Here is a 24580-nt window from a genome sequence, read left to right on the forward strand (position 1 = left end):
TCGGTTCCTGCGTTCACGCCCACGAAACAGCACGGCGCCTCCACGGAAACATCCGGGCAGCAAGCTTTCCCTCGACAACGCGCCGATCGGCGCGGCCTACAGGGAGGTTGCAAGTGGAGGAAGTGGTGAACACCGGCGACGCAGCGTGGATGCTGATAGCAGCGTCGCTCGTGCTTCTGATGACCCCGGGCCTGGCGTTCTTCTACGGCGGGATGTCCCGCTCCAAGTCCGTGCTCAACATGATGATGATGTCCTTCGGCGCGATGGCCGTGATCGGGGTCATCTACGTCCTGTGGGGCTGGTCGATGTCCTACGGCAACGAGAGCGTGCTCGGGATCTTCGCGAACCCGTTCGAGCAGTTCGGTCTGCAGGGAGCCATGTACGGCGAGGATGGTGAGTTCCTTGCAAGTGGTTCGGGCAACTACCCGCAGATCATCGACATCGGTTTCCAGGTGACCTTCGCGATCATCACCACCGCGCTGATCAGCGGTGCGCTGGCCGAGCGCGTGAAGTTCGGTACGTGGATGGCGTTCGCCGCCATCTGGGTCACCTGCGCCTACTTCCCGCTCGCCCACATGGTGTGGGGTGGCGGCCTGCTCTCCGGTCAGGAGGGCAGCATCGCAGCGGCCATGTTCGGCACCGTCGACGTCGACGGAGAGATCAGCGCCGCGGTGGAGCCGATCGACTTCGCCGGTGGCACGGTCGTCCACATCAACGCCGGTATCGCCGCTCTCGTCCTGGCCGTCGTCATCGGCAAGCGTGCCGGCTTCGGTCGCACGGCCTTCCGCCCGCACAACCTGCCGTTCGTCATGCTCGGTGCCGCACTGCTGTGGTTCGGATGGTTCGGCTTCAACGCCGGTTCCGCCTTCGCGGCCGACGGCCTCGCCGGCCTGGCCTGGGTCAACACCACCACCGCCACCGCTGCCGCCATCCTCGGCTGGCTCGTCACCGAGCGCATCCGTGACGGCAAGGCCACCAGCCTCGGTGCCGCGTCCGGTGCCGTCGCCGGCCTGGTCGCCATCACCCCCGCTGCCGGCTCGCTGAGCCCGGTCGGATCGATCGCCCTCGGCGTCATCGCCGGCATCCTGTCCGCCCTCGCCGTGGGTCTGAAGTACAAGTTCGGTTACGACGACTCGCTCGACGTCGTGGGTGTCCACCTCGTGTCGGGCCTGTGGGGCACGGTCGCCATCGGCTTCCTCGGCACCGAGACCGGATTGTTCTACGGTGGCGATTACAAGCAGCTCGTCATCCAGATCGTCATCGCTGTCGTCGCCCTGGCGTTCACCGCTGTGGTCACCGCAGTGATCGCCTTCGCACTCAAGCCCATGGGCTGGCGTGTGAGCGACGAGGAAGAGGCCCGCGGTATCGACGAAGCCGAACATGCGGAATCCGCATACGACTTCGCGCCGGCTCTCAAGTGATAAGAAGACCACGACAGCGAGCAGGGATGACAGCGGCCAGCGGGCTCTGGGAAGGATGAGGATATGAAGCTGATCACGGCGATCATCAAGCCGTTCACGCTCGAGGACGTCAAGGCAGGCCTGGAGCAGGCCGGTGTGCTCGGAATGACAGTCAGCGAGGTGCAGGGCTACGGCCGCCAGAAGGGCCACACCGAGGTCTACCGCGGAGCCGAGTACTCCGTCGACTTCGTGCCGAAGGTCCGCGTCGAGGTCGTCGTCGACGACTCCGCTGTCGACAAGGTCGTCGAGACCATCGTCGAGGCCTCCCGTACCGGGAAGATCGGCGACGGCAAGGTGTGGGTCACGCCCGTGGAAGCGGTGGTCCGGGTCCGCACCGGAGAACGAGGTTCGGATGCGCTCTGACCCCCAGGGGTCCGGCACTCGAGGCCCTGATCCCGCTGCTTCGGCAGCGGGGTCGGGGCCTTCGGTGTCCTCGGCCCGCACAACCGCACCGGCGGGCGCCGCCGATCTCGCGGCAGCCCGCGACACCCTGCTCTCCGGCGGCCCCCGCAGCCGCCGCCTCGACACCGTGGCCCTGCGTCACGCCCTCGTGGACCTGCACGAATTCTGGTTGACGACGAAGGGCTCCGAACTCGGCATCAAGCGCGAGGGAGGCTTCGCCATCGTCGCCGTCGGGGGTCTCGGACGCCGCGAGATGCTCCCGTACTCCGATCTCGATCTCATCCTCCTCCACGACGACATGGCGCCGTCCGTCGTGTCGAAGGTCGCCGACGAGCTCTGGTACCCGCTGTGGGACGCGCACATCAAGCTCGACCACAGTGTCCGGACGGTGCCCCAGGCCCTCCAGGTGTTCTCCTCCGATCTGACGGCTGCGCTGGGAATGCTCGAGGCGCGGCACATCGCGGGCGACGCCCAGCTGAGCAATCTGCTCATCGGCGGTGTGCGACGTCAGTGGCGCACCGGCATCCGGTCCCGCTTCGACGAACTCATCGAGATGACCGAGGTGCGGTGGCAGCGCAGCGGGCAGATCGCCCACCGGGCCGAACCCGACCTCAAGAGCGGTCGCGGCGGGTTGCGGGACGTGCAGTTGCTCAATGCCCTGTCCGTTGCGCAGCTCACCGACGGCATGCCGGGACTCGGACCCGACGTCCCGGGTGGCGGTCTCGCGGCCGCCCACCGGCGACTGCTCGACGTACGCACCGAGCTGCACCGCGTCGCCGGTCGCTCCCGCGACCAGCTGCGCGCCCAGGACGCCGACGAGATCGCCGCGGCGCTGCGGATCGGCGACCGTTTCGATCTTGCGCGGGTGCTCACCGAATCGGCCCGCACGATCAGCTATTCCGTCGACGTCGGGCTGCGCACCGCGGCCAATTCGCTGCCGCGCAAGGGCCTGTCACGTCTGCGCCGCGGACCGGTGCGGCGTCCCCTCGACGAAGGGGTCGTCGAGCACGGGGGAGAGGTGGCCCTCGCGCGCGACGCGCATCCGCGTCGCGATCCGGGCCTGATCACGCGGGTCGCGGCGGCCGCCGCGCAGGCCGGACTGCCGGTCTCGGCGGCCACGCTCACCCGGCTCGCCGATCACGCACCGGAACTGCGCGAACCCTGGCCTCGCGAAGCCCTCGACGACTTCCTGGTGTTGCTCGGCTCGGGACGTCGCGCGGTCGACGTCATCGAGTCGCTGGACCGCACCGGACTGTGGGGGCGGTTGCTCCCCGAATGGGGTGCGGTGCGCGACCTGCCGCCCCGCGACGCCGTCCACACGTGGACCGTGGACAGGCACCTCGTCGAGACCGCCGTCTACGCGAGCGAACTGACGACGCGGGTCGCCCGGCCGGACCTGCTCGTCCTCGGCGCGTTGCTGCACGACATCGGCAAGGGACGCGGCGGCGACCACAGCGTGGTCGGTGCCGAACTGGCCCTGCAGATCGGGCGGCGGATGGGCCTGTGGCCCTCGGATCTGGCCCTGCTCACCTCGATGGTGCGGCACCACCTGCTCCTGCCGCACACCGCGACCCGCCGCGACCTCGACGATCCGGAGACCGTGGCCGCGGTCGTCGGCGCCCTCGACGGGGATCCGGTGCTGCTCGACCTGCTCCACGCGTTGGCCGAGGCGGATTCGCAGGCCACCGGCCCGGGGGTGTGGGGGGACTGGAAGGCGTCGCTGATCAGGGAACTCGTGCGCCGCTGCCGCATGATGATGGCGGGCGACGAGCTCCCGGCGCCGGACCCGATCGATCCTGTCCTCGCGAACCTCGCCGAGGACGGTGCCCTGCACGTCGCGCTCGACCCGCGCGAGGACGGCCGCAGCTTCACCGCGACCTTCGTCGCTCCCGACGAGCGGGGCGTGCTCTCCGACGAGGCCGGTGTGCTCTCGCTGCACGGTCTGCGGGTGCTGTCGGCCTCGATCGGCAGCCACGCCGGCAGCACGGTCAACAGCTTCGTCGTGGCTCCGAGATTCGGCTCACCGCCCGAAGCGGCCCTGCTCCGGCAGGAACTCGTGCGGGCTCGCTCCGGCGATCTCGACCTCCTCGGTGCCCTCGAGGCCAAGGACCGCGCCGAACGCGAGAGTCGGCTTCCCGAGCGAACGGCCCGGGCGGTTCCCGTCAGCGCCGCTCTCGCACCGCCGCGGATCATCTGGTTCGAAGGATCCGAATCGGACCAGGTCGTGCTCGAGATCCGGTCGGAGGACCGGATCGGTCTGCTGTGCCGCCTCGCGGACGTCTTCGAGCGTGTCGGAGCCGATGTGCGGTGGGCTCGGGTGAGCACGCTGGGCTCGACGGTGATCGACTCGTTCTGCGTCGATCTCGCAGGTGCCCACACCCGTGTCTCCCGCGAACATCTCGAGAAGGAACTGTTGTCGGTCCTGCCTGCTCCCGAGCCGCCCGCACCCGTCGACAGAGCGTGACCGACGGATCGTGACCGCGCGGGTGGCCCGCCCTGTGGTGTGGCCACCCGCGGTCGCGACGGATCGGGAGCGGTTACCCTGGTTCGCAGCATTGTCCGCATCTTCGTCAGAGCTCAGGAGCGCATTCGGTGTTCGAATCCCTTTCCGACAGGTTGACAGGGGTCCTGAAGGACCTGCGCGGCAAGGGGCGGCTGTCCGACGCGGACATCGACGCGACCTGCCGTGAGATCCGCCTCGCCCTGCTCGAGGCCGACGTCGCGCTGCCCGTGGTGCGCGAGTTCATCAAGAAGATCAAGGTGCGCGCCAAGGGTGCCGAGGTGCACGGCGCGCTCAACCCGGCCCAGCAGGTCGTCAAGATCGTCAACGAGGAACTCGTCGGGATCCTCGGCGGTGAGACCCGTCGTCTGCAGTTCGCGAAGACCCCGCCGACGGTCATCATGCTCGCCGGTCTGCAGGGTGCCGGTAAGACCACACTCGCGGGCAAGCTCGCGAAGTGGCTCAAGGCGCAGGGGCACACCCCGATGCTGGTCGCCTGCGACCTCCAGCGCCCCGGCGCTGTGACCCAGCTGCAGGTGGTCGGTGAGCGTGCCGGCGTGTCGGTCTTCGCGCCCCATCCCGGCACCTCCATCGGCGGAGGCGAGAACGAACTCGGAGTCACCGCCGCCGACCCGATCGCCGTGGCCGAGCAGGGCATCGCCGAGGCGCGCAACAAGCAGTACGACGTGGTCATCGTCGACACCGCCGGTCGCCTCGGTATCGACCAGGAACTCATGGCGCAGGCCGCGGGCATCCGCGACGCCGTGCAGCCCGACGAGGTGCTGTTCGTCCTCGACGCGATGATCGGTCAGGACGCTGTGAGCACCGCCGAGGCGTTCCGCGAGGGTGTCGGCTTCACCGGCGTGGTGCTCACCAAGCTCGACGGCGACGCCCGCGGTGGTGCCGCGCTCAGCGTCCGCGAGCTCACCGGCCAGCCGATCATGTTCGCCTCCACCGGTGAGAAGCTCGAGGACTTCGACGTCTTCCACCCCGAGCGCATGGCCAGCCGCATCCTCGGCATGGGCGACGTGCTCACCCTCATCGAGCAGGCCGAGCAGGTCTTCGACGCCGAGCAGGCCGAGGCCACCGCCAGCAAGATCGGTTCCGGCGAGCTCACCCTCGAGGACTTCCTCGAGCAGATGATGGCCGTGCGGAAGATGGGCCCCATCGCCAATCTCCTGGGCATGCTGCCCGGAGCCGGGCAGATGAAGGACGCCCTCGCCAACGTCGACGAGAAGCAGCTCGACCGCATCCAGGCGATCATCCGCGGCATGACGCCGGAGGAGCGCGCCAACCCGAAGATCATCAACGGCTCGCGGCGACTGCGCATCGCCAACGGTTCCGGTGTGAAGGTCTCCGACGTCAACCAGCTCGTCGACCGGTTCTTCGAGGCCCGGAAGATGATGACTGCGATGGCCGGCCAGATGGGCATGCCGGGCGCACGCAAGAACCAGCGCAAGAAGGGCAAGAAGGGGAAGAAGGGCGGTCGCGGACCGACGCCGCCGAAGGTGCGGGGCGGTATGCCCGGCGGCTTCCCCGGTCTCCCGGGTGGCATGCCCGCCGGGATGCCCGACCTGTCGAAGATGCCGAAGGGCCTCGACGAGCTTCCTCCGGGTCTCGAGAACTTCGACCTGTCGAAGCTGAAGTTCCCCAAGAACTGAGCCGGGCCGGGGGATGACCGTGACCGAGGGTGATGCGCGTTCCTTCGTCGTGCGGGGCCGGTCGTTGGCCGACGGCGAACCCGTCGAGCTGTTCGTCGGGGCCGACGGAGCGTTCACGGACGAGCCCGGCCGCGACGCCGAGGTGCTCTGCGCCGACGGCTGGATCCTGCCGGGTCTCGTCGACGCGCACTGCCACGTCGGTATCCGGTTCGGCGGGGGAGCGGAGGACGAGGAGGGTCTGCTCGCGCAGGCCGTCACCGAACGCGATGCGGGTGTCCTGCTGCTCCGCGATGCCGGGTCGCCCGTCGACACCCGGGCCCTCGACCAGCGGGCGGACCTGCCCCGGATCATCCGGGCCGGCCGGCACATCGCGCTGCCCAAGCGCTACATCCGCGGGCTGCCCGTCGACCTCGAGGACGAGTCGCAGCTGCCCGACGAAGTGGCCCGTCAGGCCCGGGCCGGCGACGGCTGGGTCAAGCTCATCGGCGACTGGATCGACCGTGAGGTCGGCGACCTCGCTCCGCTGTGGAGCGACGAGATCCTCGTCGAGGCGATCGCCGCGGCCCACCGTGAGGGCGCGCGGGTGACGGCGCACGTCTTCGGTGAGGACGCCCTGCCCGGACTGCTCGCGGCGGGGATCGACTGCATCGAACACGGCACGGGCCTGACCGACGAGACCATCGCGACGATGGCCGCTCACGGCACCGCGCTCGCGCCGACACTGGTCAACATCGAGAACTTCCCGGACATCGCTGATTCGGCGACGCGATTCCCGGTGTACGCAGCGCACATGCGCGCCCTGTACGCGCGCCTCGACGAGACCATCGGCGCCGCCCACGAGGCCGGCATCCCGATCTACGCGGGCACCGATGCCGGTGGTCAGGTGCAGCACGGGCGCATCGCCGACGAGATCGCGTCGCTCGTGCGCGTGGGTCTCGACCCCACCGAGGCGTACGCCGCGGCGAGCTGGAAGGCCCGCGCGTGGCTCGGGCACCCGAGTCTCGAGCCGGGGACGTCGGCGGATTTCGTCGTGTACCGGGAGGATCCGCGCAGCGACCCGGTGGCGGCCCGTCCCGATCTCGTGGTTCTCCGCGGCCGGGTGGTCTCGGGCAGTCCCGCGCGCCTGTAGAGAGGGTGCGTGGGGTCACCGGGTGCCGGTTTCGTCCTGGCTCACGCGTCTGGCAGAATGGTTCGCTGTCGTCGCATCCGGTTACGTACCGCGCGGCGGTCACAGGCTAGAGGCAAAACCGGGCGTGCCAGAAGGGCGCGTCGTCCGAATTGCACGTGACACGCGCCTCGGCGCACCCCGAAGGAGAACACAGCAGTGGCTGTCAAGATCAAGCTCACCCGTCTCGGCAAGATCCGCAACCCGCAGTACCGCGTCGTCGTCGCGGACTCGCGCACCCGCCGCAACGGCCGGGCCATCGAGACCATCGGCAAGTACCACCCGAAGGAAGAGCCTTCGCTGATCGAGATCGACTCGGAGCGTGCGCAGTACTGGCTGAACGTCGGCGCCCAGCCGACCGAGCCGGTCCTCAACCTCTTCAAGATCACCGGTGACTGGCAGAAGTTCAAGGGCCTGCCGGGCGCCGAGGGCACGCTGAAGAAGGCGGAGCCGAAGCCGTCCAAGCTCGAGCTGTTCCAGGCCGCCCTCGCGCAGGCCGAGAACGAGCCGGCTGCCGAGGCCGTCACGCCCAAGAAGAAGAAGGCTGCCAAGGAAGAGTCCGCCGAGGCGTCCACCGAGGCCGAGTCCACCGAGGCCGCCGAGTAATGAGCGCCGTGGTCGCCGATGCCGTCGAGCATCTCGTTCGTGGAATCGTCGCCCATCCCGACGACGTCCGCGTCGACCTGATCGCGGGTCGTCGGGGCCGCACCGTCGAGGTGCACGTCAACCCCGACGACCTCGGCAAGGTCATCGGCCGCGGCGGTCGCACCGCGACCGCGCTGCGGACCCTCGTCACCGGAATCGGTGGCCGGGGTATCCGTGTCGACGTCGTCGACACCGACCGCTAGGCGAGCGTCGATGGAGCTCGTCGTGGGCCGTGTGGCCAAGTCGCACGGCATCCGAGGCGAAGTCGTCGTCGAGGTTCGCACCGACGAACCCGAGGAGCGCTTCGCTGTCGGCGCGGTCCTGCGTGGCCGTAAGCCTCGCGACAAGCACCTGCACGAGTACACAGTGGAAGCCGCCCGGGAACACTCCGGGCGGCTTCTGCTGCGCCTGCAGGGCATCGACGGTCGCGACGCCGCCGACGCACTGCGCGGGGTGCTGTTCGTCGTCGACAGCGCCGACCTTCCGCCCTCCGACGACCCGGACGAGTTCTACGACCACGAACTCGAAGGGTTGACGGTGCGGATCGTCGCCGGGCGTTCCGACGGTGGAACCGAGGTCGGCACCGTCCGCGAGGTCCTGCACACGGCCGCCGGCGAACTGCTGTCGATCCGGCCGGCCGGCCAGGAACGCGGGGAGCTGCTCGTCCCGTTCGTCACCGAGATCGTGCCGACGGTGTCGGTCCGGGACGGCGTGATCGAGATCGATCCGCCCGACGGGCTCCTCGACCCCGATTTCGGGGAACCGCCGTCCAAGAAGAAGAAGTCGACCGAGGGGAAGCAGTAGTCCGTGCGGCTCGACGTCGTCACCATCTTCCCCGAATATCTCGAACCCCTGCGCGTCGCTCTGCTCGGCAAGGCGATCGACAAGGGGCTCATCTCCGTCGGTGTGCACAACCTGCGCGACTGGACGCACGACGTGCACAAGGCCGTCGACGACGCGCCCTACGGGGGCGGCCCTGGCATGGTCATGAAACCCACCGTGTGGGGACCGGCGCTCGACGACGTGCTCGCCGGACCCGACGGTGGGACCGATCCCGACGTGCTGCTCGTCGTCCCGACGCCCGCCGGTCGCCGCTTCGATCAGGCCACCGCGCAACGCTGGTCGAAGGAGAAGCGGATCGTCTTTGCGTGCGGCCGCTACGAAGGTATCGACCAGCGCGTCTTCGACGATGCCGCGCGTCGCGTGCGCGTCGAGGAGGTGAGCATCGGCGACTACGTCCTCATCGGTGGGGAGGTCGCCGTTCTCGTCATGGTCGAGGCCGTCGTCCGGCTGCTGCCCGGAGTGCTCGGCAATCAGCAGTCGCACCAGGAGGATTCGTTCTCCGACGGACTGCTCGAAGGGCCGAGCTACACCCGGCCGGCGGTGTGGCGCGACCTCGAGGTGCCGCCGGTGCTGTTGTCCGGCGACCACGGGAAGGTCGCTCGCTGGCGCCACGAGCAGTCGCTCGAACGCACCCGCGAACGACGACCCGATCTGCTTCCGTCCGACGACTGACGCCGGGCCGGACGGCCCTCAGGGGCGGTGCGCGCTTCCGAGCGTCGTCTCGACCGCCAGCGTGACGGTCTCGCGCGCGTGCTGTGCGCTGCCGTCGTCCGTTGCGTCGTACATCGCCGTGTCGGGCAGGAAACCGGTGTCGTAGAAGGGATCCGACTCGTCGTAGGTGACGGTCTCCCGTGCCGCGACCACGACCACGTACCGGTGGTCGTCGCCGAAGAACCCGGTGGACAGGTGCAGCCATTCACCGGCCAGGCAGCACATCCACCCCTGCTTCACACCCAGCTCCGTGGAGTCTCCGAGCCCCTCGGGAAGCCCGAAACGCTGGTCGTATCCGTCGACGCCCTCGTCGGTGAACTCCACGAGATGGCCGACGATCCGGGCCGCACTCTCGTCACCGGATGCGCTGTCGCCGAGCAGATCGTCGTACCAGGTCAGCAGGTCCGACGCCGTCGTGGTCGTGTTCCACCACCAGGACCCCGGATCCGGGGGAGTCGTGCCGGTCAGGTTGTGCCGCTCCACGACGTGCTCGACGATCCCGGGGCCGCCGTAGGTGTCCCACAGCAGCGTCGCGGCGTTGTCGTCGGAGGAGCGCAGCATCGACCGGATCAATTCGTGGTCCTCGTCGGCGAGCGTCGCCTCGCCCGTCACCTCGCGGTACAGGACCTCCTCGGCGATGAAGAGCTTGACCGTCGAGGCGGTCTCGAAGGGCTCGTCCGTGCCGCCGAGCACGCGGGTCCCTGATTCGCGGTCGAGCACGGCGATGGTCAGACGCGCTCCGCGGCTGTACGCGAGTGCGACGGCCGCGTCGATCTGCCGGGGGAGTTCGGCCGTCGACAGCGTCACGGTCGACTCGTCGGAATCGGTGTCCGCGACCGAGGCGAGACCGAGCGCCTCGTGCGGGAGCGGGTGGGTGTCCATCGAATCGCAGCCGGATACGGCCAGTGCGGTGGCCACGCACAGCATCATCGCGCCCGATCGTGCGCGTCCGCGCCCGTGCTTCATTTCCGGTTCCTGCATTCCATTGTGCTGTGGACGATAGCGCCGGTCCACCCGACAGCCTGCACGGACCCCGAGTGCGAGCGCTCGCGGTCACAGGCGCGAGCGCCTACGGGGTCACAGGCGCGAGCGCCTACGGGGTCACAGGCGCGAGCGCCTACGCGGTCACAGGCGCGTGCCGAGGTCGGCAACTGTAGGGTCGTTCGACGTGACGACCGAACTCGACACCGTGAACCGGCGGATCGCCCAGGAACTCGACGTCCGCGAAGACCAGGTGGCCGCGGCCGTGGGACTGCTCGACGGCGGCGCGACCGTGCCGTTCGTCGCGCGCTACCGCAAGGAGGCGACCGGCGGTCTCGACGATGCCCAGCTGCGTACCCTCGAGGAACGCCTCCGCTATCTGCGCGAACTCGACGAGCGCCGCGTCGCGATCCTCGAATCGATCGAGGCGCAGGGCAAGCTCGACGACACGCTGCGCGGACAGATCATGCTCGCCGACACCAAGGCGCGGCTCGAGGACATCTACCTGCCGTTCAAGCCGAAGCGGCGCACCAAGGCACAGATCGCCCGCGAGGCCGGTCACGAACCCGTCGCCGACGCGCTCATCGGCGACCCCACCACCGATCCTGCCGGGTACACCTCCGAGCAGCTCGACGGTGCGCGCGCCATCCTCGTCGAACGTTTCGCCGAGGACGCCGACCTCGTCGGCGAGCTCCGCGAGGCGATGTGGACGCGCGGCAAGGTGAGCTCCACCGTGCGGTCCGGCAAGGAGAACGACGGCGCGAAGTTCTCCGACTACTTCGAGTTCTCGGAACCGTTCACCCAGCTGCCCTCGCACCGCATCCTCGCCCTCCTGCGCGGCGAGAAGGAGGAGGTGCTGTCGCTGTCGTTCGATCCCGAGATCGACGAGCCGGTGCCCGGCGAGCGCAGCTACTACGAGGGCCGGATCGCGACGCGCTTCGGCATCGCCGACGAGGGACGTCCCGCCGACACGTGGCTGCTCGACACCGTGCGGTGGGCGTGGCGCACCAAGCTGCAGATGTCGCTGTCGCTGGACATCAGGATGCGGCTGCGGCAGTCCGCCGAGAAGGACGCGGTCGACGTCTTCGCCGCCAACCTCAAGGACCTGCTGCTCGCCGCACCGGCCGGCACGCGCCCGACGATGGGCCTCGATCCCGGCTTCCGCACCGGCACGAAGGTCGCGGTCGTCGACGCGACAGGCAAGGTCGTCGACCACACCACCATCTATCCGCATCAGCCGCACAACAAGCGCGACGAGGCCCTCACGGTGCTCGCCGCGCTGGTCGCGCGGCACGGTGTCGAACTGATCGCCATCGGCAACGGCACGGCGTCTCGTGAGACCGACGCTCTCGCAGCCGATCTCGTGTCGCTGGCGAAGGTGCCCGGGTTGACGAAGATCGTGGTGTCCGAGGCGGGCGCGTCCGTCTACTCGGCATCCGAGTACGCCACCAAGGAACTTCCGGACCTCGACGTGTCCATCCGCGGTGCGGTCTCCATCGCGCGTCGTCTGCAGGATCCGCTCGCCGAACTGGTCAAGATCGACCCGAAGTCGATCGGTGTCGGCCAGTATCAGCACGACGTGTCCGAGACGATGCTCGCGCGGTCGCTCGGCGCGGTCGTCGAGGACGCGGTGAACGCCGTCGGTGTCGACGTCAACACGGCGTCGGTTCCGCTGCTGTCGCGGGTCTCGGGTATCACCGGCTCGCTCGCGGAGAGCATCGTCGCCCACCGCGACCAGAACGGTCCGTTCCGGGCACGCACCGCGCTCAAGGACGTCCCGAGACTCGGCCCGAAGGCATTCGAGCAGTGCGCGGGCTTCCTGCGCATCCCGAACGGCGACGACCCGCTCGACGCGTCCGCGGTGCACCCCGAGGCGTATCCGGTGGTGCGGCGGATCGTCGACCGGACCGGCAGCAGCGTCCGCGAACTGCTCGGTAACACCGCGACCCTGCGGAAGCTGCGCGCGGACGAGTTCGCCGACGACCGCTTCGGTGTCCCGACCGTCACCGACATCATCTCCGAGCTCGAGAAGCCCGGCCGCGACCCGCGTCCGGAGTTCAAGACCGCGACCTTCGCCGCCGGTGTCGAGAAGGTCGCCGACCTGAAGCCCGGCATGGTCCTCGAAGGAGTGGTCACCAACGTCGCGGCGTTCGGTGCGTTCGTCGACGTCGGTGTGCACCAGGACGGCCTCGTGCACGTCTCCGCCATGTCGCGCAGCTTCGTGAAGGATCCGCACGACGTCGTCCGGTCCGGGGAGGTCGTCAAGGTGAAGGTCCTCGAGGTCGACGTCGCGCGTCAGCGCATCGGTCTGACGCTGCGACTCGACGACGAGATCCCCACTCCGGGCGCCGAGAAGTCCGGCGGCCAGTCGCGCGGAGGTGGCCGGCGTCCCGGAGGCCAGGGCGGCGGGAACCAGGGCGGCGGCCGGGGCAGCAACACTCAAGGCAATCGTGGACAGCAGGGCAATCGTGGGCAGCAGGGCCGCGGTGGCGACCGCCGTTCGGCGCCGGCCGCCTCCGGATCGATGGCCGACGCCCTGCGACGCGCCGGTTTCGGCAACAACTGACGCGAATCACCGGGTCACTCCTGCAATGCTGTGGACATGAGATCCACGGTGGCCGGGGTGATCCGGTGATGCTCGACTGGGTGCAGCGCGAGATCGTCGATCAGGGGCGCCTGCCGCTGTTGTTCTTCCTGCTCGGTTTCGTGGCCGCGTTCGTCTTCATCCGGATCAGCGTGCGGTTGATCCGCGCGCAGGTGCGCTGGTGGCCCGGCAACATCACCCCGGGCGGTCAGCACGTGCACCACGTGGTGTTCGGTGTCGTGACGATGGTGATCGCCGGTGGGGGACTGATCGCGATCTCCGAGGACGCCAACCGCATCGCCGCCTGCGTCCTCGCGGCGCTCTTCGGAATCGGCGCCGCCCTGACCCTCGACGAATTCGCCCTGATCTTCTACCTGAACGACGTGTACTGGGAAGAACAGGGACGGGTCTCCGTCGACGCCGTATTCGTGGCGATCGCCGTGACCGGGATGTGGTTGCTCGGCCTGCGACCGTTCGAACTCGGGGACACCACGAATTTCGAGGACAGCGGTGACTGGGCCGGACGGGCCGCGCTCGTCGTGGCCGTGCTCGTGAACCTCCTGCTCGCCGCGATCGTCCTGGCGAAGGGCAAGATCTGGACCGGCCTGGTGGGGCTGTTCATCGTTCCGCTGCTGTGGGTCGGCGCGATCCGGCTCTCCCGGCCCGGAGCGCCGTGGGCTCGCTGGCGGTACGGCAAGCGGCCCCGCCGCATGGCGCGCGCGCTCGAACGCGAACGTCGACTGCGGCGCCCCGTGATCCGCGCCAAGATCTTCGTGCAGGATCTCGTCGCGGGTGCACCGACGCTCGAGACCGTGCGGGGCAGTGTCGAGCACTCGCGCACCGCGACCGAGGCGGAACTGGACCGCCGCGTCAAACCGGCGCCACCGCCGATTTCCTCGATCGATGTTCCGTCTGGCACAATGGACGGGTTGCCCCGTTCGGGCACGCCTACCTGACCTGGGCACGAACCGGTCGAGCCCGCCACACGGCGGTCGCCGCCAGGTTCCTCTGCTCGAGCGAACAAGAGGATGAAAAACCGATGAACACCCTGGACTTTCTGGACGCCAAGTCGCTGCGCGACGACATCCCGGACTTCCGTCCCGGCGACACTCTCGATGTGCACGTCAAGGTCATCGAGGGCAGCAAGGAGCGTGTGCAGGTCTTCAAGGGCGTCGTGATCCGGCGTCAGGGCGGCGGCATCCGCGAGACCTTCACCGTCCGCAAGGTTTCCTTCGGCGTCGGCGTGGAGCGTACCTTCCCGGTGCACAGCCCCAACCTCGCCAAGATCGACGTGCTGACCCGTGGCGACGTCCGTCGCGCGAAGCTCTACTACCTTCGTGAGCTGCGCGGCAAGGCTGCCAAGATCAAGGAGAAGCGCTGATCTTCGGCCGCTGACCAGCCCCCTGGGCTGCTCGGCACGGCTCCCGAGCCACCCGATACAGCATCCGACGACCCGGCCCGGACTTCCGTCCCGGCCGGGTCGTCGTCGTTGTGGGCGGCGGTCCGTCGCTCGCCGGTCCGGTCGACGGTCGTCCTCGGCGGGCCGCCGTGCCGCAGACGCTAGTCTGTCGAGGTGGCAGATTCTCCGCACGATCCGGCTCGACCGGATGTGAACCGCAACGATGTTCGAGGTTCGGCTCGGAGCGATCGCGCCGACGGTGCACACCACCGGCGCGAGGACCCCGCAGCGAACGACACCGCCCCGAAGGCGAAGAAACAGAAGTCGTTCTGGCGTGAACTGCCGATCCTCGTCGTCGTCGCACTGGCCCTGAGCTTCCTGCTGCAGACCTTCGTGGCGCGGGTCTACCTCATCCCCTCGGAATCGATGGAGCCCACACTGCACGGCTGCCCGGGCTGCACCGGCGACCGCATCGTCGTCGAGAAGGTGGGATACCGCTTCACCGACCCCCGCCCCGGCGACGTCATCGTCTTCGAAGGCCCCGAATCGTGGTCTGCCGGCTACACCTCGACCCGTTCCGACAACGTCGTCGTACGGGGACTGGAGGAGATCGGTTCGCTCGTCGGCGTCGTGCCGCCCGACGAGAACGACCTCGTCAAGCGCGTGATCGCGACCGGTGGGCAGACGGTGGAATGCTGCGACGACCAGGGCCGCGTCCTCGTCGACGGTGTCCCGCTCGACGAGCCGTACGTGACCATGGACTTCCCGTTCACCCCGGGTGTCGTCACCTGCGAGACCGAAGTGCCCTCCGGGCGCTGCTTCGGTCCCGTCACCGTGCCCGAAGGCCACGTCTGGGTGATGGGTGACAACCGCAGCAACTCCGCCGACTCGCGCTACCACGTCGGGGACGAGCACCAGGGCTCGATCCCGCTGGACAATGTCATCGGAAAAGCCCGATTCATCGTGCTGCCTCCCGGCCGATGGGGCCTCATCGACTCACCGGAGATCCTTCCCTCGTGACTGCCTGGCCACCTCGACCCGTGATCCGTCGCTCCTCCGGACTGCGCACCATGGAGTCCGCGCTCGCGCGGTGCGGTCTCGGTCCGGTCGCGGGGGTCGACGAAGCCGGCCGCGGTGCCTGCGCCGGGCCGCTCGTCGTCGCCGCGTGCGTGCTCGGCGACCGGCCGCACGCGTCGCTCGACCGGCTCGACGATTCGAAGAAACTCACCGAACGCACCCGCGAGGAGCTGTACTCGGTGATCGTGAAACGCGCCCGGGCGTGGAGCGTGGTGGTGATCCCCGCGGAGGAGGTCGACGCGATCGGCATCCACGTCGCCAACATCGAAGGTATGCGACGCGCGGTGGCAGGCCTGTCGACTCCGCCCGGCTACGTGCTCACCGACGGCTTCCGGGTGCCCGGACTACCCGCACCGTCCCTGCCCGTGATCGGCGGCGACGCGGCGGTCGCGTGCATCGCGGCGGCCAGCGTGCTCGCGAAGGTCACACGCGATCGCATGATGGTCGACCTCGACGGCGAGCTACCGGAGTACGGTTTCGCAGTACACAAGGGCTACAGCACTCCGACGCACATGGCGGCGTTGGCCGAGCACGGCCCGTCACCGCAGCACCGGCGGTCGTGGGCCAATGTGCGCTCCGTGTGCGGAGTGCCCGCGGTGCGACGTCGACTGTTCGCCGACGACCTGGTTCGTCGCTCGTATGCAGACGACCTGGAGCGTCGATTGTTCACCGACGAGGCGGATGCGGGATGATTGCAGGACACACCAGACTGGGAGGACACCGAGACCGATGAGTGCCGAGGATCTCGAGAAGTACGAAACCGAGATGGAACTCTCGCTGTACAGGGAGTACCGGGACATCGTCGGTCAGTTCGCGTACGTCGTGGAGACCGAGCGCCGGTTCTACCTGGCGAACGCGGTCGAATTGCTGCCGCACAACGCCAACGGCGAGGTGTACTTCGAGGTACGCATGTCCGACGCCTGGGTGTGGGACATGTACCGTCCCGCACGCTTCGTCAAGCACGTCCGTGTCATCACGTTCAAGGACGTCAACATCGAAGAGCTCGACAAGCCCGAACTGAGACTGCCCGACAAGCTGGGCTGACGCCCTCGGGGACGATCCTGCGCGCAGCGGCCGCATCCTAACCGGGGCGCCGACACCGAGCCGTTCGCCGCGGCTCGTCGTCCGCGGTTGTGCACAGGCACCGCACTCATCCACAGATCCCCGATCTCCGTGCTCGGACCCCGATTCCGCGTGCCTCGGTCCTCCACAGTGGGGGCATGCAGGGGACGAATCGGACATCACACAATCGGGATCTGGGCGCGCGAGGCGAGGACCTCGCCGCCGAATACCTCGAATCGACCGGCATGGTCGTGCTCGAACGCAACTGGCGCAGCCGATACGGCGAACTCGATCTCATCGCACAGGACGGCGCGGCCGTCGTCTTCGTCGAGGTCAAGACCCGCACCGGCACCGGCTACGGCACCCCCGCCGAAGCGGTGACGCACGCGAAGGCCGAACGCATCCGTCGCCTCGCCGGACAGTGGTTGTCCGAGCAGACGCGCCGCTGGTCGCACATCCGCGTCGATGTGGTCACCGTCCTGCTCGCGCGGGGGCACGCTCCGGAGATCACCCACCGCAAGCAGGTCCTCTGATGGCGCTCGGACGCGCCTGGTCGGTCGCGGTCTCCGGAATCGACGGGCAGGTCGTCGAGATCGAAGCCGACATCGGGCGAGGTCTGCCGGGTGTGACGATGGTCGGGCTGCCCGACACCGCGCTTCAGGAGTCGCGCGACCGGGTGCGCGCCGCCGTGTCGAATTCCGGTGCCAAGTGGCCGGATTCGAAGGTCGTGCTCGCACTGTCGCCGGCCACGCTGCCGAAGGTCGGCAGCGTCTACGATCTCGGACTGGCGTGCGCGGTGCTCGACGCGGCGGATGTCGTGCCGACCGAAGCCGTCTCCCGGACGGTGCTGCTCGGCGAACTTGCGCTCGACGGGCGCGTCCGCCCGGTGCGCGGGGTGCTGCCCGCTGTGCTCACGGCGAAGAAACACGGCTGGTCGCGCGTGGTGGTGCCGACCGCGACGATGACCGAAGCGGCGCTCGTCGACGGCATCGACGTCTACGGCGCCGAGACGCTGCGGGAGTTGGTGCTCTGGCTCCAGGGCGACGGTCCGCTCGAACGGCCCGATCCGCGTGCGCTGCCACCGCGGGCGGTGCGCGGCGATCTCAGCGAAGTGGTCGGTCAGCACGAAGCGCGACGCGCGATCGAGGTCGCTGCGGCCGGTGCACACCACCTGATGTTGACCGGTCCGCCGGGGATCGGGAAAACGATGCTTGCGCAGCGACTTCCGGGGATCCTGCCGGACCTGAGCGAAAATCATGCCCTCGAGGTGACGGCCATCCATTCGGTGGCGGGCACCCTCACCAGCGACCGGCCGCTCGTGACGGAACCGCCCTTCATCGCGCCCCACCACACCGCGTCGGTGAGTTCGCTGATCGGAGGGGGCACCGGCATGGCGAAACCCGGTGCGGTGAGCCGGGCGCACCGCGGCGTGCTGTTCCTCGACGAGGTCGCCGAGATGGGGACGAAGACACTCGAAGCGTTGCGGACACCGCTCGAGGACGGGGAAGTGCGCATCGCCAGACGGGACGGTGTCGCGCGATATCCGGCCCGTTTCCAGCTGATCCTCGCCGCCAACCCGTGCCCGTGCGCACCTCCACGCGACGCCGACTGCGTGTGTGCGCCGACCGCACGTCGCCGCTATCTGGGACGCCTCTCGGGTCCGCTCCTCGACCGCGTCGACCTGCGGGTCCGGATGCAGGCCGTCGCGACGAGCGCGTTGATGGGGGAGACGGGCGAGAGCACCGACGAGGTGCGGGCGCGCGTCGCCCGGGCGAGAGCCGCGGCACGCGAACGGTGGGCCGACCACGGCTGGGCCACCAACGCCGAGGTGCCCGGACCGGCCCTCCGGCAGAAGTTCCGCCTTCCGCGTGCTGCGCTCGAACCCGTCGAATGGGCGCTGCGCAAGGGCGCGATCACCGCGCGAGGAGCGGATCGCGCACTGCGGGTCGCGTGGACGCTGAGCGACCTCGACGGTTCCGATTCACCGTCGGCGACCCATGTCGCTGCCGCACTCGACTTCCGGGATCGGGGTGTCGCATGAACGGACACGACGACGAACGGCGCCTGGCCTGGGCCTATCTGTCCACTGTCGCGCAGGGTGCGTCACGATCGTTGGCGGCGGCGGTCGAGGCCGAGGGTGTACTCGAGGTGGCCGCCGCCATCCGGTCGGGTTCGGGCCTCGGCGAACTCTCGTCGCGGTACTCGGTGCGGGCGCACCTCGACACCGCGGCGCGGGATCTCGACCGCCTGGGGCGGGCCGGCGGGCGACTGGTGACCCCCGACGACGACGAATGGCCCGCCTGGCAGATGCTCGGCTTCGGCGCCCTCGACACCGCCACCGACGCCGAGGGGCCACCCCTCGCCCTGTGGGTGTGGGGGAGCCGGCGGATCGACGACCTCGCCGAACGCGCGATCGGCATCGTCGGAACTCGCGCCGCGAGTGGTTACGGGGAGCACGTCACCGCCGAGATCGCCGGGGATCTCGCCGCCGACGGATGGACGGTCGTGTCCGGTGCGGCCTTCGGCGTCGATGCTGCCGCACACCGCGCGGCGCTCGGGGTGGGCGGCACCACCGTTGCGATCCTGGCCTGCGGTGTCGATCGGGCGTATCCGGCAGCACATGCGACGATGCTGCGGCGGATCTCCGAATCCGGCCTCGTGGTCAGCGAATATCCACCGGGCACGACTCCGGCGCGGTACCGGTTCCTCGCCCGCAACCGCCTGATCGCGGCGTTGTCCGCGGGCACGGTCGTCGTCGAGGCGGGTTGGCGCAGCGGGGCGCGCAACACCGCGGCGTGGGCGCGACGACTCGGCCGGCCGGTCATGGCGGTCCCCGGACCGGTGACCTCGGCGGCCTCGCAGGGTTGTCACCGCATGATCAGGGAGGGGGAGGCCCGGTTGGTGGGTGCGGCGCGCGACGTCGTCGAGGAGTGCGGTCCGCTCCTGGCGTGCGGGGACGACGACCGCGACGGCCTGTTCCGCCGCGACCTGGACGGACTGTCGGGCGACATGGCGCTGGTCTACGAGGCGCTTCCGGCGTCGGACGTCTGTGATCCGGCGACGGTGGCCGAGTCGGCGGGGCTGCCGATCGAGCGGGTGCGGGCGGCGCTGCCCCTGCTCGAACTCGACGGTCTGGTGGTGGCGACGGACGGAGGGTGGCAGCGGACGTGATGGTGGCCCGACGCCGGACCGGTCTACCCGCGGTGAGGAAGGGCGCCGAACATGCGGTTGCGCAGGCTGTCGTAGATGGGCGGGACCCGCGTGGAATACGCCACGACGACGGCGCAGATCGTCGCGGCGAGCATCGGGACCGTCACTCCCGTCGCCGCGGTCATCTCCACGACGAGGACGACTCCGGTGATCGGGGCCCGCACCGACGCACCGAAGAGAGCGGCCATCCCCGCGATCGCCATCGGCACGGCCAGGGACGACCCGATCCCGGGGACGATCGCGGTGCAGATCCCGGCGCACAACAGGCCCCAGAGAGCACCCAGTGCGAGAAGTGGCGCGAACAGTCCGCCCGGTGTCCCGGCCGCGTACGACAGCGGACCAGCGACGAACCGCAGCAGGACGTACCAGGCGACCACCGGCAGTGCGAGCGCACCGCCGCTCACCACGTGCTGGACGAGGGAGTCGCCGCCCCCACCCGCCCACGGTGCGACCACCGACAACAACCCGATGAGCCCGCCGATGATCGCGGCCTTCGTCACCGGGGAGAGCGACCGGACCGACTCCACCACGCTCAGCGATCCCAGGACCATCCGGTTGTAGGCCGCGCCGAGCAGTCCGGTGAGCAGACCGAACACCACGAAGACGGGCAGCAGGACGATGGACGGGGGAGCGATGGGGTCCACGGCGAAGTCGGGGGTGTCGCCGACGATCGTCCGCGAGCACGCGACCGCGGCGGCCACCGACAGGACGACGGGCACGACGGTGCGGAACCGGAAGCTGCCGGTGACCTCCTCGACGACGAACAGCGCACCACCGATCGGCGCATTGAACGCGACGGCGAGTCCGGCACCGGACACCGAGGTCTGCAACAGACGTTCGTGCTCGGGACGCCGGGCACGGCGTGCGGTCTCGGCGCCCACCGCGGCACCCATGTGCACGATCGGGCCCTCCCGTCCCAGGACGAGACCCGACCCGATCGACAGGAGCGCCCCGACGAATCTGGCGGGCAGCACCGACAGCGGTGGTGGCTCGGCCTGCCCGCGGTCGACGGCTTCGACGTGCTGGATTCCGCTACCCGAGGCAAGAGGGACCATCCGGACGATCAGCGCCGCGAGCAGAGCGCCGAGGATCGTGATTCCCACCGGCACGAGCCATCCCGGACCGGGGAGTTCGTGCGCCCATTCGACGGTGTGGATCCGCCATCGCTCGAGCCGTTCCAGACACCAGCGGAAGGCCCCGCCGACGACGCCGATGACGGCGCCGGCCACGATCGCCAGCACACAGATCGTCGCCAGTTCGCGAGCGGGAACGGAAGGTTCCCGCACGTTCTCGATGTCCACCCGGCGCCCTCCCACCTGCCGCCGACGCGCCGATCCGCCCGGCGGTGCCGGAGACGGTCGCGCGAAGGAGTCGTGACCGTATGTTCACAGACTCCGAGACGTTTCGCCGGGACGCGCGAGGGTGAATTCGGAGGAGGACCGCCTACTCGGCCGAGGTGTCGGCGGTCGGCTCGTCCTCGACGTACCAGGCGCGGTCCTCGCGGTCCCACTTCACGGCACCGCGGTGGGCCTTCCGGAACTCCTTGAGGACGGCGCGGTCGATCGACGGGTGGCCGTTGTCGTTCACGTAGATCCACTCGGAACCGAACTTGGCCTCGATCGCGTCGACCATGTCGGTCTGGGTGACCCTGCGTTCGGTGGTGATGATGTCGGTCATCCAGGTGGCGATGTCGGCCGCGGTGGTGCTCATGTTCTCGAGCCTAGAGCCTCGCCGATCGTGACCTCCCCGCCGCATCCCGCGACAGAGTACGGTGACGCGAGAATAGGTAACCCTAATAGGAGGTTCGGTGGCACGGAAAGCGCCCATGGGGACGACACTCACGGTTCTGCGGACCGAAACGATCGGCGAGCACTTCGTCCGCGTCGTGCTCGGCGGAGACGGCTTCGGAGAGTTCCAGGCCCGCGCGGAGACCGACAGCTACGTGAAGATCGAGCTGCCCGCGGGGGACGAGACGGTCGTCCGCACCTACACCGTCCGGCGTGTGGACCCGGACGCCCGGGAGATCTGGATCGACTTCGTCGTGCACGGCGACGAGGGCGTTGCGGGGCCGTGGGCCCGCTCGGTACAGCCGGGCACGCAGGTCGTGGTGCGAGGACCCGGCGCCGGATACCGGCCCGATCGCTCCGCCGACTTCCATCTGCTCGCCGGCGACGAGACCGCGATCCCCGCGATCGCGGCTGCGCTCGAGGACCTGCCCGCCGACGCGCGGGGTGCGGTCTTCCTGGAGGTCATCGGTCCCGGCGACGAACTGAAACTCGACGCCCCGGCGGGTGTGGACATCACGTGGCTCCATCGCGGTGTCGCGGCCGGTGACGCCGGTGCCGACCTGATCGACGGCAACTCGCCGCTCGTCGCCGCGGTGAAGGCCTTGCCCTGGCCGGGCGGCGACGTGCAGGTCTTCGTGCACGGTGAGGCCGAGGCCGTCATGAAGCACATCCGGCCGTACCTGCGGAAGGAACGGGCCGTGCCGCCGGCACGCGCGTCGATCTCGGGTTACTGGCGTCGCGGACGCACCGAGGAGGGTTTCCGCGTGTGGAAGAGCGAACTGGCGGCCGTCGAGAGCAACTGACGGCCGGTCGTTCACGTCAGCTCGCGGACTCGCGCGCCGGCACCGCGGCGGAGTCACGCGCCGGCACCGCGGCGGAGTCACGCGCCAGCACCGCGGCGGAGGTGAGCGCGAGTCCCGAGCAGACCACGATGGCGACGGCCATCGGGATACCGGTGCCTTCGCCGCCGAGCCCGACGAGCGGGGAGACCACGGCAGCGAGACCGAACTGGGAGGCGCCGATCACGGCGGAGCCCGTACCGGCCGCCTTCGGGACCTGCGACTGGGCCAGCGCGGTGGCGTTGCCCAGCGTCAGGCCCATCATGCTGATCGCGACGAACAGCAGCGGCAGGATCAGCGCCGCGACGTAGCCGACGACGACCATCGTCAGCAACAGCAGCGCACCTGCCGTGAACATGGTGGTCACTCCGAAGAGCAGCAGTGTCCGCACCTCGAACCGGCCGATGAGGCGGGTGTTGACGGCATTGGCCAGCACGAGACCGGCCGAGTTCGCGGCGAAGACCAGAGAGAACTGGCCCGGGCTCAGACCGAGGATGTTCTGGGTGACGAAGGGTGAGGCGGAGATGTAGGAGAACATCGCGCCGAAGCCCAGGGCCATCGCGGCGGCGTAACCGACGAAGCGTCGCTGCCGGAGAACGTATCCGAAGTTGCCGGCCATCGTCTTCAGACCGCCACCGTGCCGCTTCTCCGGCGGCAGGGTCTCCGGGACGAACGCGAAGGCACCGACGGCCATCAGGACGGCCAGGCCCGTGAGCACCCAGAAGATGCCGCGCCATCCGATCGGACCCAGCAGCACACCACCGAGCAGAGGAGCGGCGACGGGCGCGATGCCACCGATGATCATCATCAGGCTGAACAGCTTGGCAGCCTGATTGCCTCGAGCCCGGTCGGCGATGACCGCCCGGGCGAGGACGATGCCGGTGCCGCCGCTGAAGCCCTGGACCAGACGCGCAGCGATCAGGATCTCGACGGTGGGCGCCATCGCGCAGATCGCGCTGCTCACCGCCAGGACGATCGTGCCGGCGAGGATCAGCCGTCGACGGCCCCAGCCATCCGACAGGGGACCCACGAGCAACTGGCCGAGCCCGAGACCCGCCATGAAGGTCGTGAGTGTGAGCTGGACGCCGACGGTCGAACTGCCCAGGCTCTCCGCCATGACGGGAAGTCCCGGGAGGTACATGTCCGTAGCGAGCGGCGCGATCGCCGACAGCAACGCCAGGGCGCACAACATCGGTACCGGGATCGTTTTGTTCACGAAAGCACCTTAGTCGGCGCGGGTCGTTGCACCCGAGCCGGTCGTGCCGCACGGTAGACCCATGCGAGGCAACGAATCCGACATGCTCCCGGCGACGCTGGACGTGCACCTCGGGGACTTCGTCGACCACCTGCGCCTCGAAGGCAACCGCTCGGAACACACGATTCGCGCCTATCGCACCGACACCCGCTCGCTGTTGCAGCACCTCGCCGACCGGAATCCCGATGCGCGCATCACCGACCTCGATCTCGATCTGCTGCGGTCCTGGCTCGCCGGGATGGTGGCGGCGGGAGCGGCCCGCACCACGCTCGCGCGGCGCACCTCGTCGGCACGCGTCTTCACGGCATGGCTCGTGCGCACCCGGCGACTCGACGCCGACCCGGCGACGCGTCTCGTCTCACCGCGTCCGCACCGCTCACTGCCCGCCGTGCTCCGCGACGACCAGGCACTGGAGATCATGGAGGCCGCGAAATCCGGTGCGCGTGAACTCGATCCCGTCGCACTGCGTGACCGGGCGATCGTCGAGCTGCTGTATGCGACCGGAATCCGGGTCGGTGAGCTGTGCGCGGTCGACATCGACGACGTCGACGCCGAGCGGCGGGCCGTCCGGGTTCTCGGTAAGGGCGACAAGGAACGGATCGTTCCCTACGGAGGTCCCGCGGCAGAGGCGCTCGACGCGTGGCTGCGTCACGGACGCCCGCATCTCGCACGACCGTCGTCGGGTGCGGCGCTGCTGCTGGGCAAGCGTGGTGGTCGGATCGACCAGCGGCAGGTCCGGTCGGTGGTGCACGACGCCGTCTCGTCGGTGCCGGGCGCACCCGACCTCGCGCCGCACGGTCTGCGGCACAGCGCTGCGACGCACCTGCTCGAAGGGGGAGCGGATCTGCGGGTGGTCCAGGAGGTGCTGGGCCATTCGAGTCTGGCCACCACGCAGCTCTACACCCACGTCTCGGTGGCGCGTCTGCGCGCCGCGCACGATCAGGCCCATCCCCGCGCCTGATCGGCTTGCCCGAGAAGCCGTCCCGGTTTGATAGCGTG

At 69.4% G+C, this 24580-nt stretch carries 24 protein-coding genes; 20 read left to right on the forward strand and 4 right to left on the reverse strand.

All coding sequences use genetic code 11. The annotated features are described in order from the left end of the window. Window positions 1–113: 113 nt before the first annotated feature. The 9 genes from AC0LPE_RS09250 (at window position 114) to trmD (ending at window position 9348) form a co-directional block, all read left to right on the forward strand. On the forward strand, window positions 114–1421 hold the full coding sequence (locus AC0LPE_RS09250) for an ammonium transporter (RefSeq protein WP_490606070.1): 1308 nt from the start codon (window positions 114–116) through the stop codon (window positions 1419–1421). Window positions 1422–1484: 63 nt separating this feature from the next. Further along, window positions 1485–1823, forward strand: a complete 339-nt coding sequence (locus tag AC0LPE_RS09255; protein WP_016694628.1) for a P-II family nitrogen regulator — start codon at window positions 1485–1487, stop codon at window positions 1821–1823. Continuing rightward, entirely contained in the window at window positions 1813–4326 is a 2514-nt protein-coding gene (locus AC0LPE_RS09260) for a [protein-PII] uridylyltransferase (protein WP_490606071.1), read from the forward strand. The genes AC0LPE_RS09255 and AC0LPE_RS09260 overlap by 11 nt, the downstream gene beginning before the upstream one ends. 128 nt (window positions 4327–4454) lie before the next feature. Beyond that, window positions 4455–6023: a signal recognition particle protein gene (ffh, locus tag AC0LPE_RS09265; RefSeq protein ID WP_059381161.1), complete on the forward strand. Its 1569-nt coding sequence runs from the start codon at window positions 4455–4457 to the stop codon at window positions 6021–6023. 13 nt (window positions 6024–6036) lie between these two features. Continuing rightward, the gene (locus AC0LPE_RS09270; protein WP_490606072.1) at window positions 6037–7152 is read left to right on the forward strand and encodes an amidohydrolase family protein; all 1116 of its coding nucleotides are present in this window, start codon (window positions 6037–6039) and stop codon (window positions 7150–7152) included. 195 nt (window positions 7153–7347) lie between these two features. After that, on the forward strand, window positions 7348–7794 hold the full coding sequence (rpsP, locus tag AC0LPE_RS09275; RefSeq protein WP_088897329.1) for a 30S ribosomal protein S16: 447 nt from the start codon (window positions 7348–7350) through the stop codon (window positions 7792–7794). Further along, a complete protein-coding gene (locus AC0LPE_RS09280) occupies window positions 7794–8036 on the forward strand; it encodes an RNA-binding protein (RefSeq protein WP_006550954.1) in 243 nt (80 codons plus the stop codon). Before rpsP ends, AC0LPE_RS09280 begins: the two co-directional genes overlap by 1 nt. Before the next feature lie 10 nt (window positions 8037–8046). Further along, window positions 8047–8637, forward strand: a complete 591-nt coding sequence (gene rimM / locus AC0LPE_RS09285) for a ribosome maturation factor RimM (protein ID WP_490606073.1) — start codon at window positions 8047–8049, stop codon at window positions 8635–8637. A gap of 3 nt (window positions 8638–8640) precedes the next feature. Further along, entirely contained in the window at window positions 8641–9348 is a 708-nt protein-coding gene (gene trmD, locus AC0LPE_RS09290; protein WP_088897327.1) for a tRNA (guanosine(37)-N1)-methyltransferase TrmD, read from the forward strand. An 18-nt stretch (window positions 9349–9366) separates the two neighbouring features. Here the strand turns inward: trmD and AC0LPE_RS09295 are convergent, their stop codons facing one another. Then, window positions 9367–10353, reverse strand: coding sequence for a serine hydrolase (locus AC0LPE_RS09295; RefSeq protein WP_490606074.1), 987 nt, complete (start codon window positions 10351–10353; stop codon window positions 9367–9369). Window positions 10354–10555: 202 nt separating this feature from the next. Here AC0LPE_RS09295 and AC0LPE_RS09300 point away from each other — a divergent pair, with 202 nt between their 5' ends. The 9 genes from AC0LPE_RS09300 to dprA all read left to right on the forward strand — a co-directional run bounded on the left by AC0LPE_RS09300 (window position 10556) and on the right by dprA (window position 19661). Further along, window positions 10556–12934 (forward strand): Tex family protein, encoded by a 2379-nt coding sequence (locus tag AC0LPE_RS09300; protein ID WP_490606075.1) that lies wholly within the window; start codon window positions 10556–10558, stop codon window positions 12932–12934. A 68-nt stretch (window positions 12935–13002) separates the two neighbouring features. Beyond that, entirely contained in the window at window positions 13003–13908 is a 906-nt protein-coding gene (locus AC0LPE_RS09305; protein ID WP_490606076.1) for a hypothetical protein, read from the forward strand. A gap of 83 nt (window positions 13909–13991) precedes the next feature. Next, the gene (rplS, locus tag AC0LPE_RS09310) at window positions 13992–14333 is read left to right on the forward strand and encodes a 50S ribosomal protein L19 (protein WP_006550960.1); all 342 of its coding nucleotides are present in this window, start codon (window positions 13992–13994) and stop codon (window positions 14331–14333) included. Between the two features lie 228 nt (window positions 14334–14561). Further along, window positions 14562–15371, forward strand: a complete 810-nt coding sequence (lepB, locus tag AC0LPE_RS09315) for a signal peptidase I (RefSeq protein WP_490606333.1) — start codon at window positions 14562–14564, stop codon at window positions 15369–15371. Beyond that, window positions 15368–16120 carry a ribonuclease HII gene (locus AC0LPE_RS09320; protein ID WP_490606077.1) on the forward strand — a complete coding sequence of 251 codons (753 nt, stop codon included), beginning with the start codon at window positions 15368–15370 and terminating at the stop codon, window positions 16118–16120. The genes lepB and AC0LPE_RS09320 overlap by 4 nt, the downstream gene beginning before the upstream one ends. Before the next feature lie 37 nt (window positions 16121–16157). Beyond that, a complete protein-coding gene (locus AC0LPE_RS09325) occupies window positions 16158–16472 on the forward strand; it encodes a DUF2469 domain-containing protein (protein ID WP_006550963.1) in 315 nt (104 codons plus the stop codon). 176 nt (window positions 16473–16648) lie between these two features. After that, window positions 16649–17023: a YraN family protein gene (locus tag AC0LPE_RS09330; protein WP_016691241.1), complete on the forward strand. Its 375-nt coding sequence runs from the start codon at window positions 16649–16651 to the stop codon at window positions 17021–17023. Further along, entirely contained in the window at window positions 17023–18531 is a 1509-nt protein-coding gene (locus AC0LPE_RS09335) for a YifB family Mg chelatase-like AAA ATPase (RefSeq protein WP_016691240.1), read from the forward strand. Before AC0LPE_RS09330 ends, AC0LPE_RS09335 begins: the two co-directional genes overlap by 1 nt. Continuing rightward, window positions 18528–19661: a DNA-processing protein DprA gene (gene dprA, locus AC0LPE_RS09340; protein ID WP_088897322.1), complete on the forward strand. Its 1134-nt coding sequence runs from the start codon at window positions 18528–18530 to the stop codon at window positions 19659–19661. Before AC0LPE_RS09335 ends, dprA begins: the two co-directional genes overlap by 4 nt. Before the next feature lie 23 nt (window positions 19662–19684). On the opposite strand, the gene AC0LPE_RS09345 is transcribed toward dprA, so the two are convergent. Both AC0LPE_RS09345 and AC0LPE_RS09350 read right to left on the reverse strand, forming a co-directional pair. Beyond that, a complete protein-coding gene (locus tag AC0LPE_RS09345; protein WP_490606078.1) occupies window positions 19685–21001 on the reverse strand; it encodes a ClC family H(+)/Cl(-) exchange transporter in 1317 nt (438 codons plus the stop codon). A gap of 142 nt (window positions 21002–21143) precedes the next feature. Further along, the gene (locus AC0LPE_RS09350) at window positions 21144–21410 is read right to left on the reverse strand and encodes a DUF6953 family protein (RefSeq protein WP_006550968.1); all 267 of its coding nucleotides are present in this window, start codon (window positions 21408–21410) and stop codon (window positions 21144–21146) included. A 115-nt stretch (window positions 21411–21525) separates the two neighbouring features. Here AC0LPE_RS09350 and AC0LPE_RS09355 point away from each other — a divergent pair, with 115 nt between their 5' ends. Next, the gene (locus tag AC0LPE_RS09355; protein ID WP_016691237.1) at window positions 21526–22290 is read left to right on the forward strand and encodes a siderophore-interacting protein; all 765 of its coding nucleotides are present in this window, start codon (window positions 21526–21528) and stop codon (window positions 22288–22290) included. Window positions 22291–22306: 16 nt separating this feature from the next. On the opposite strand, the gene AC0LPE_RS09360 is transcribed toward AC0LPE_RS09355, so the two are convergent. Beyond that, window positions 22307–23518, reverse strand: coding sequence for a multidrug effflux MFS transporter (locus AC0LPE_RS09360; protein WP_490606334.1), 1212 nt, complete (start codon window positions 23516–23518; stop codon window positions 22307–22309). 85 nt (window positions 23519–23603) lie between these two features. On the opposite strand from AC0LPE_RS09360, the gene AC0LPE_RS09365 reads away from it, so the two are divergent. Beyond that, the gene (locus AC0LPE_RS09365; protein ID WP_088897319.1) at window positions 23604–24542 is read left to right on the forward strand and encodes a tyrosine recombinase XerC; all 939 of its coding nucleotides are present in this window, start codon (window positions 23604–23606) and stop codon (window positions 24540–24542) included. Window positions 24543–24580: the final 38 nt, after the last annotated feature.

The organism is Rhodococcus sp. S3 (assembly GCF_058211795.1).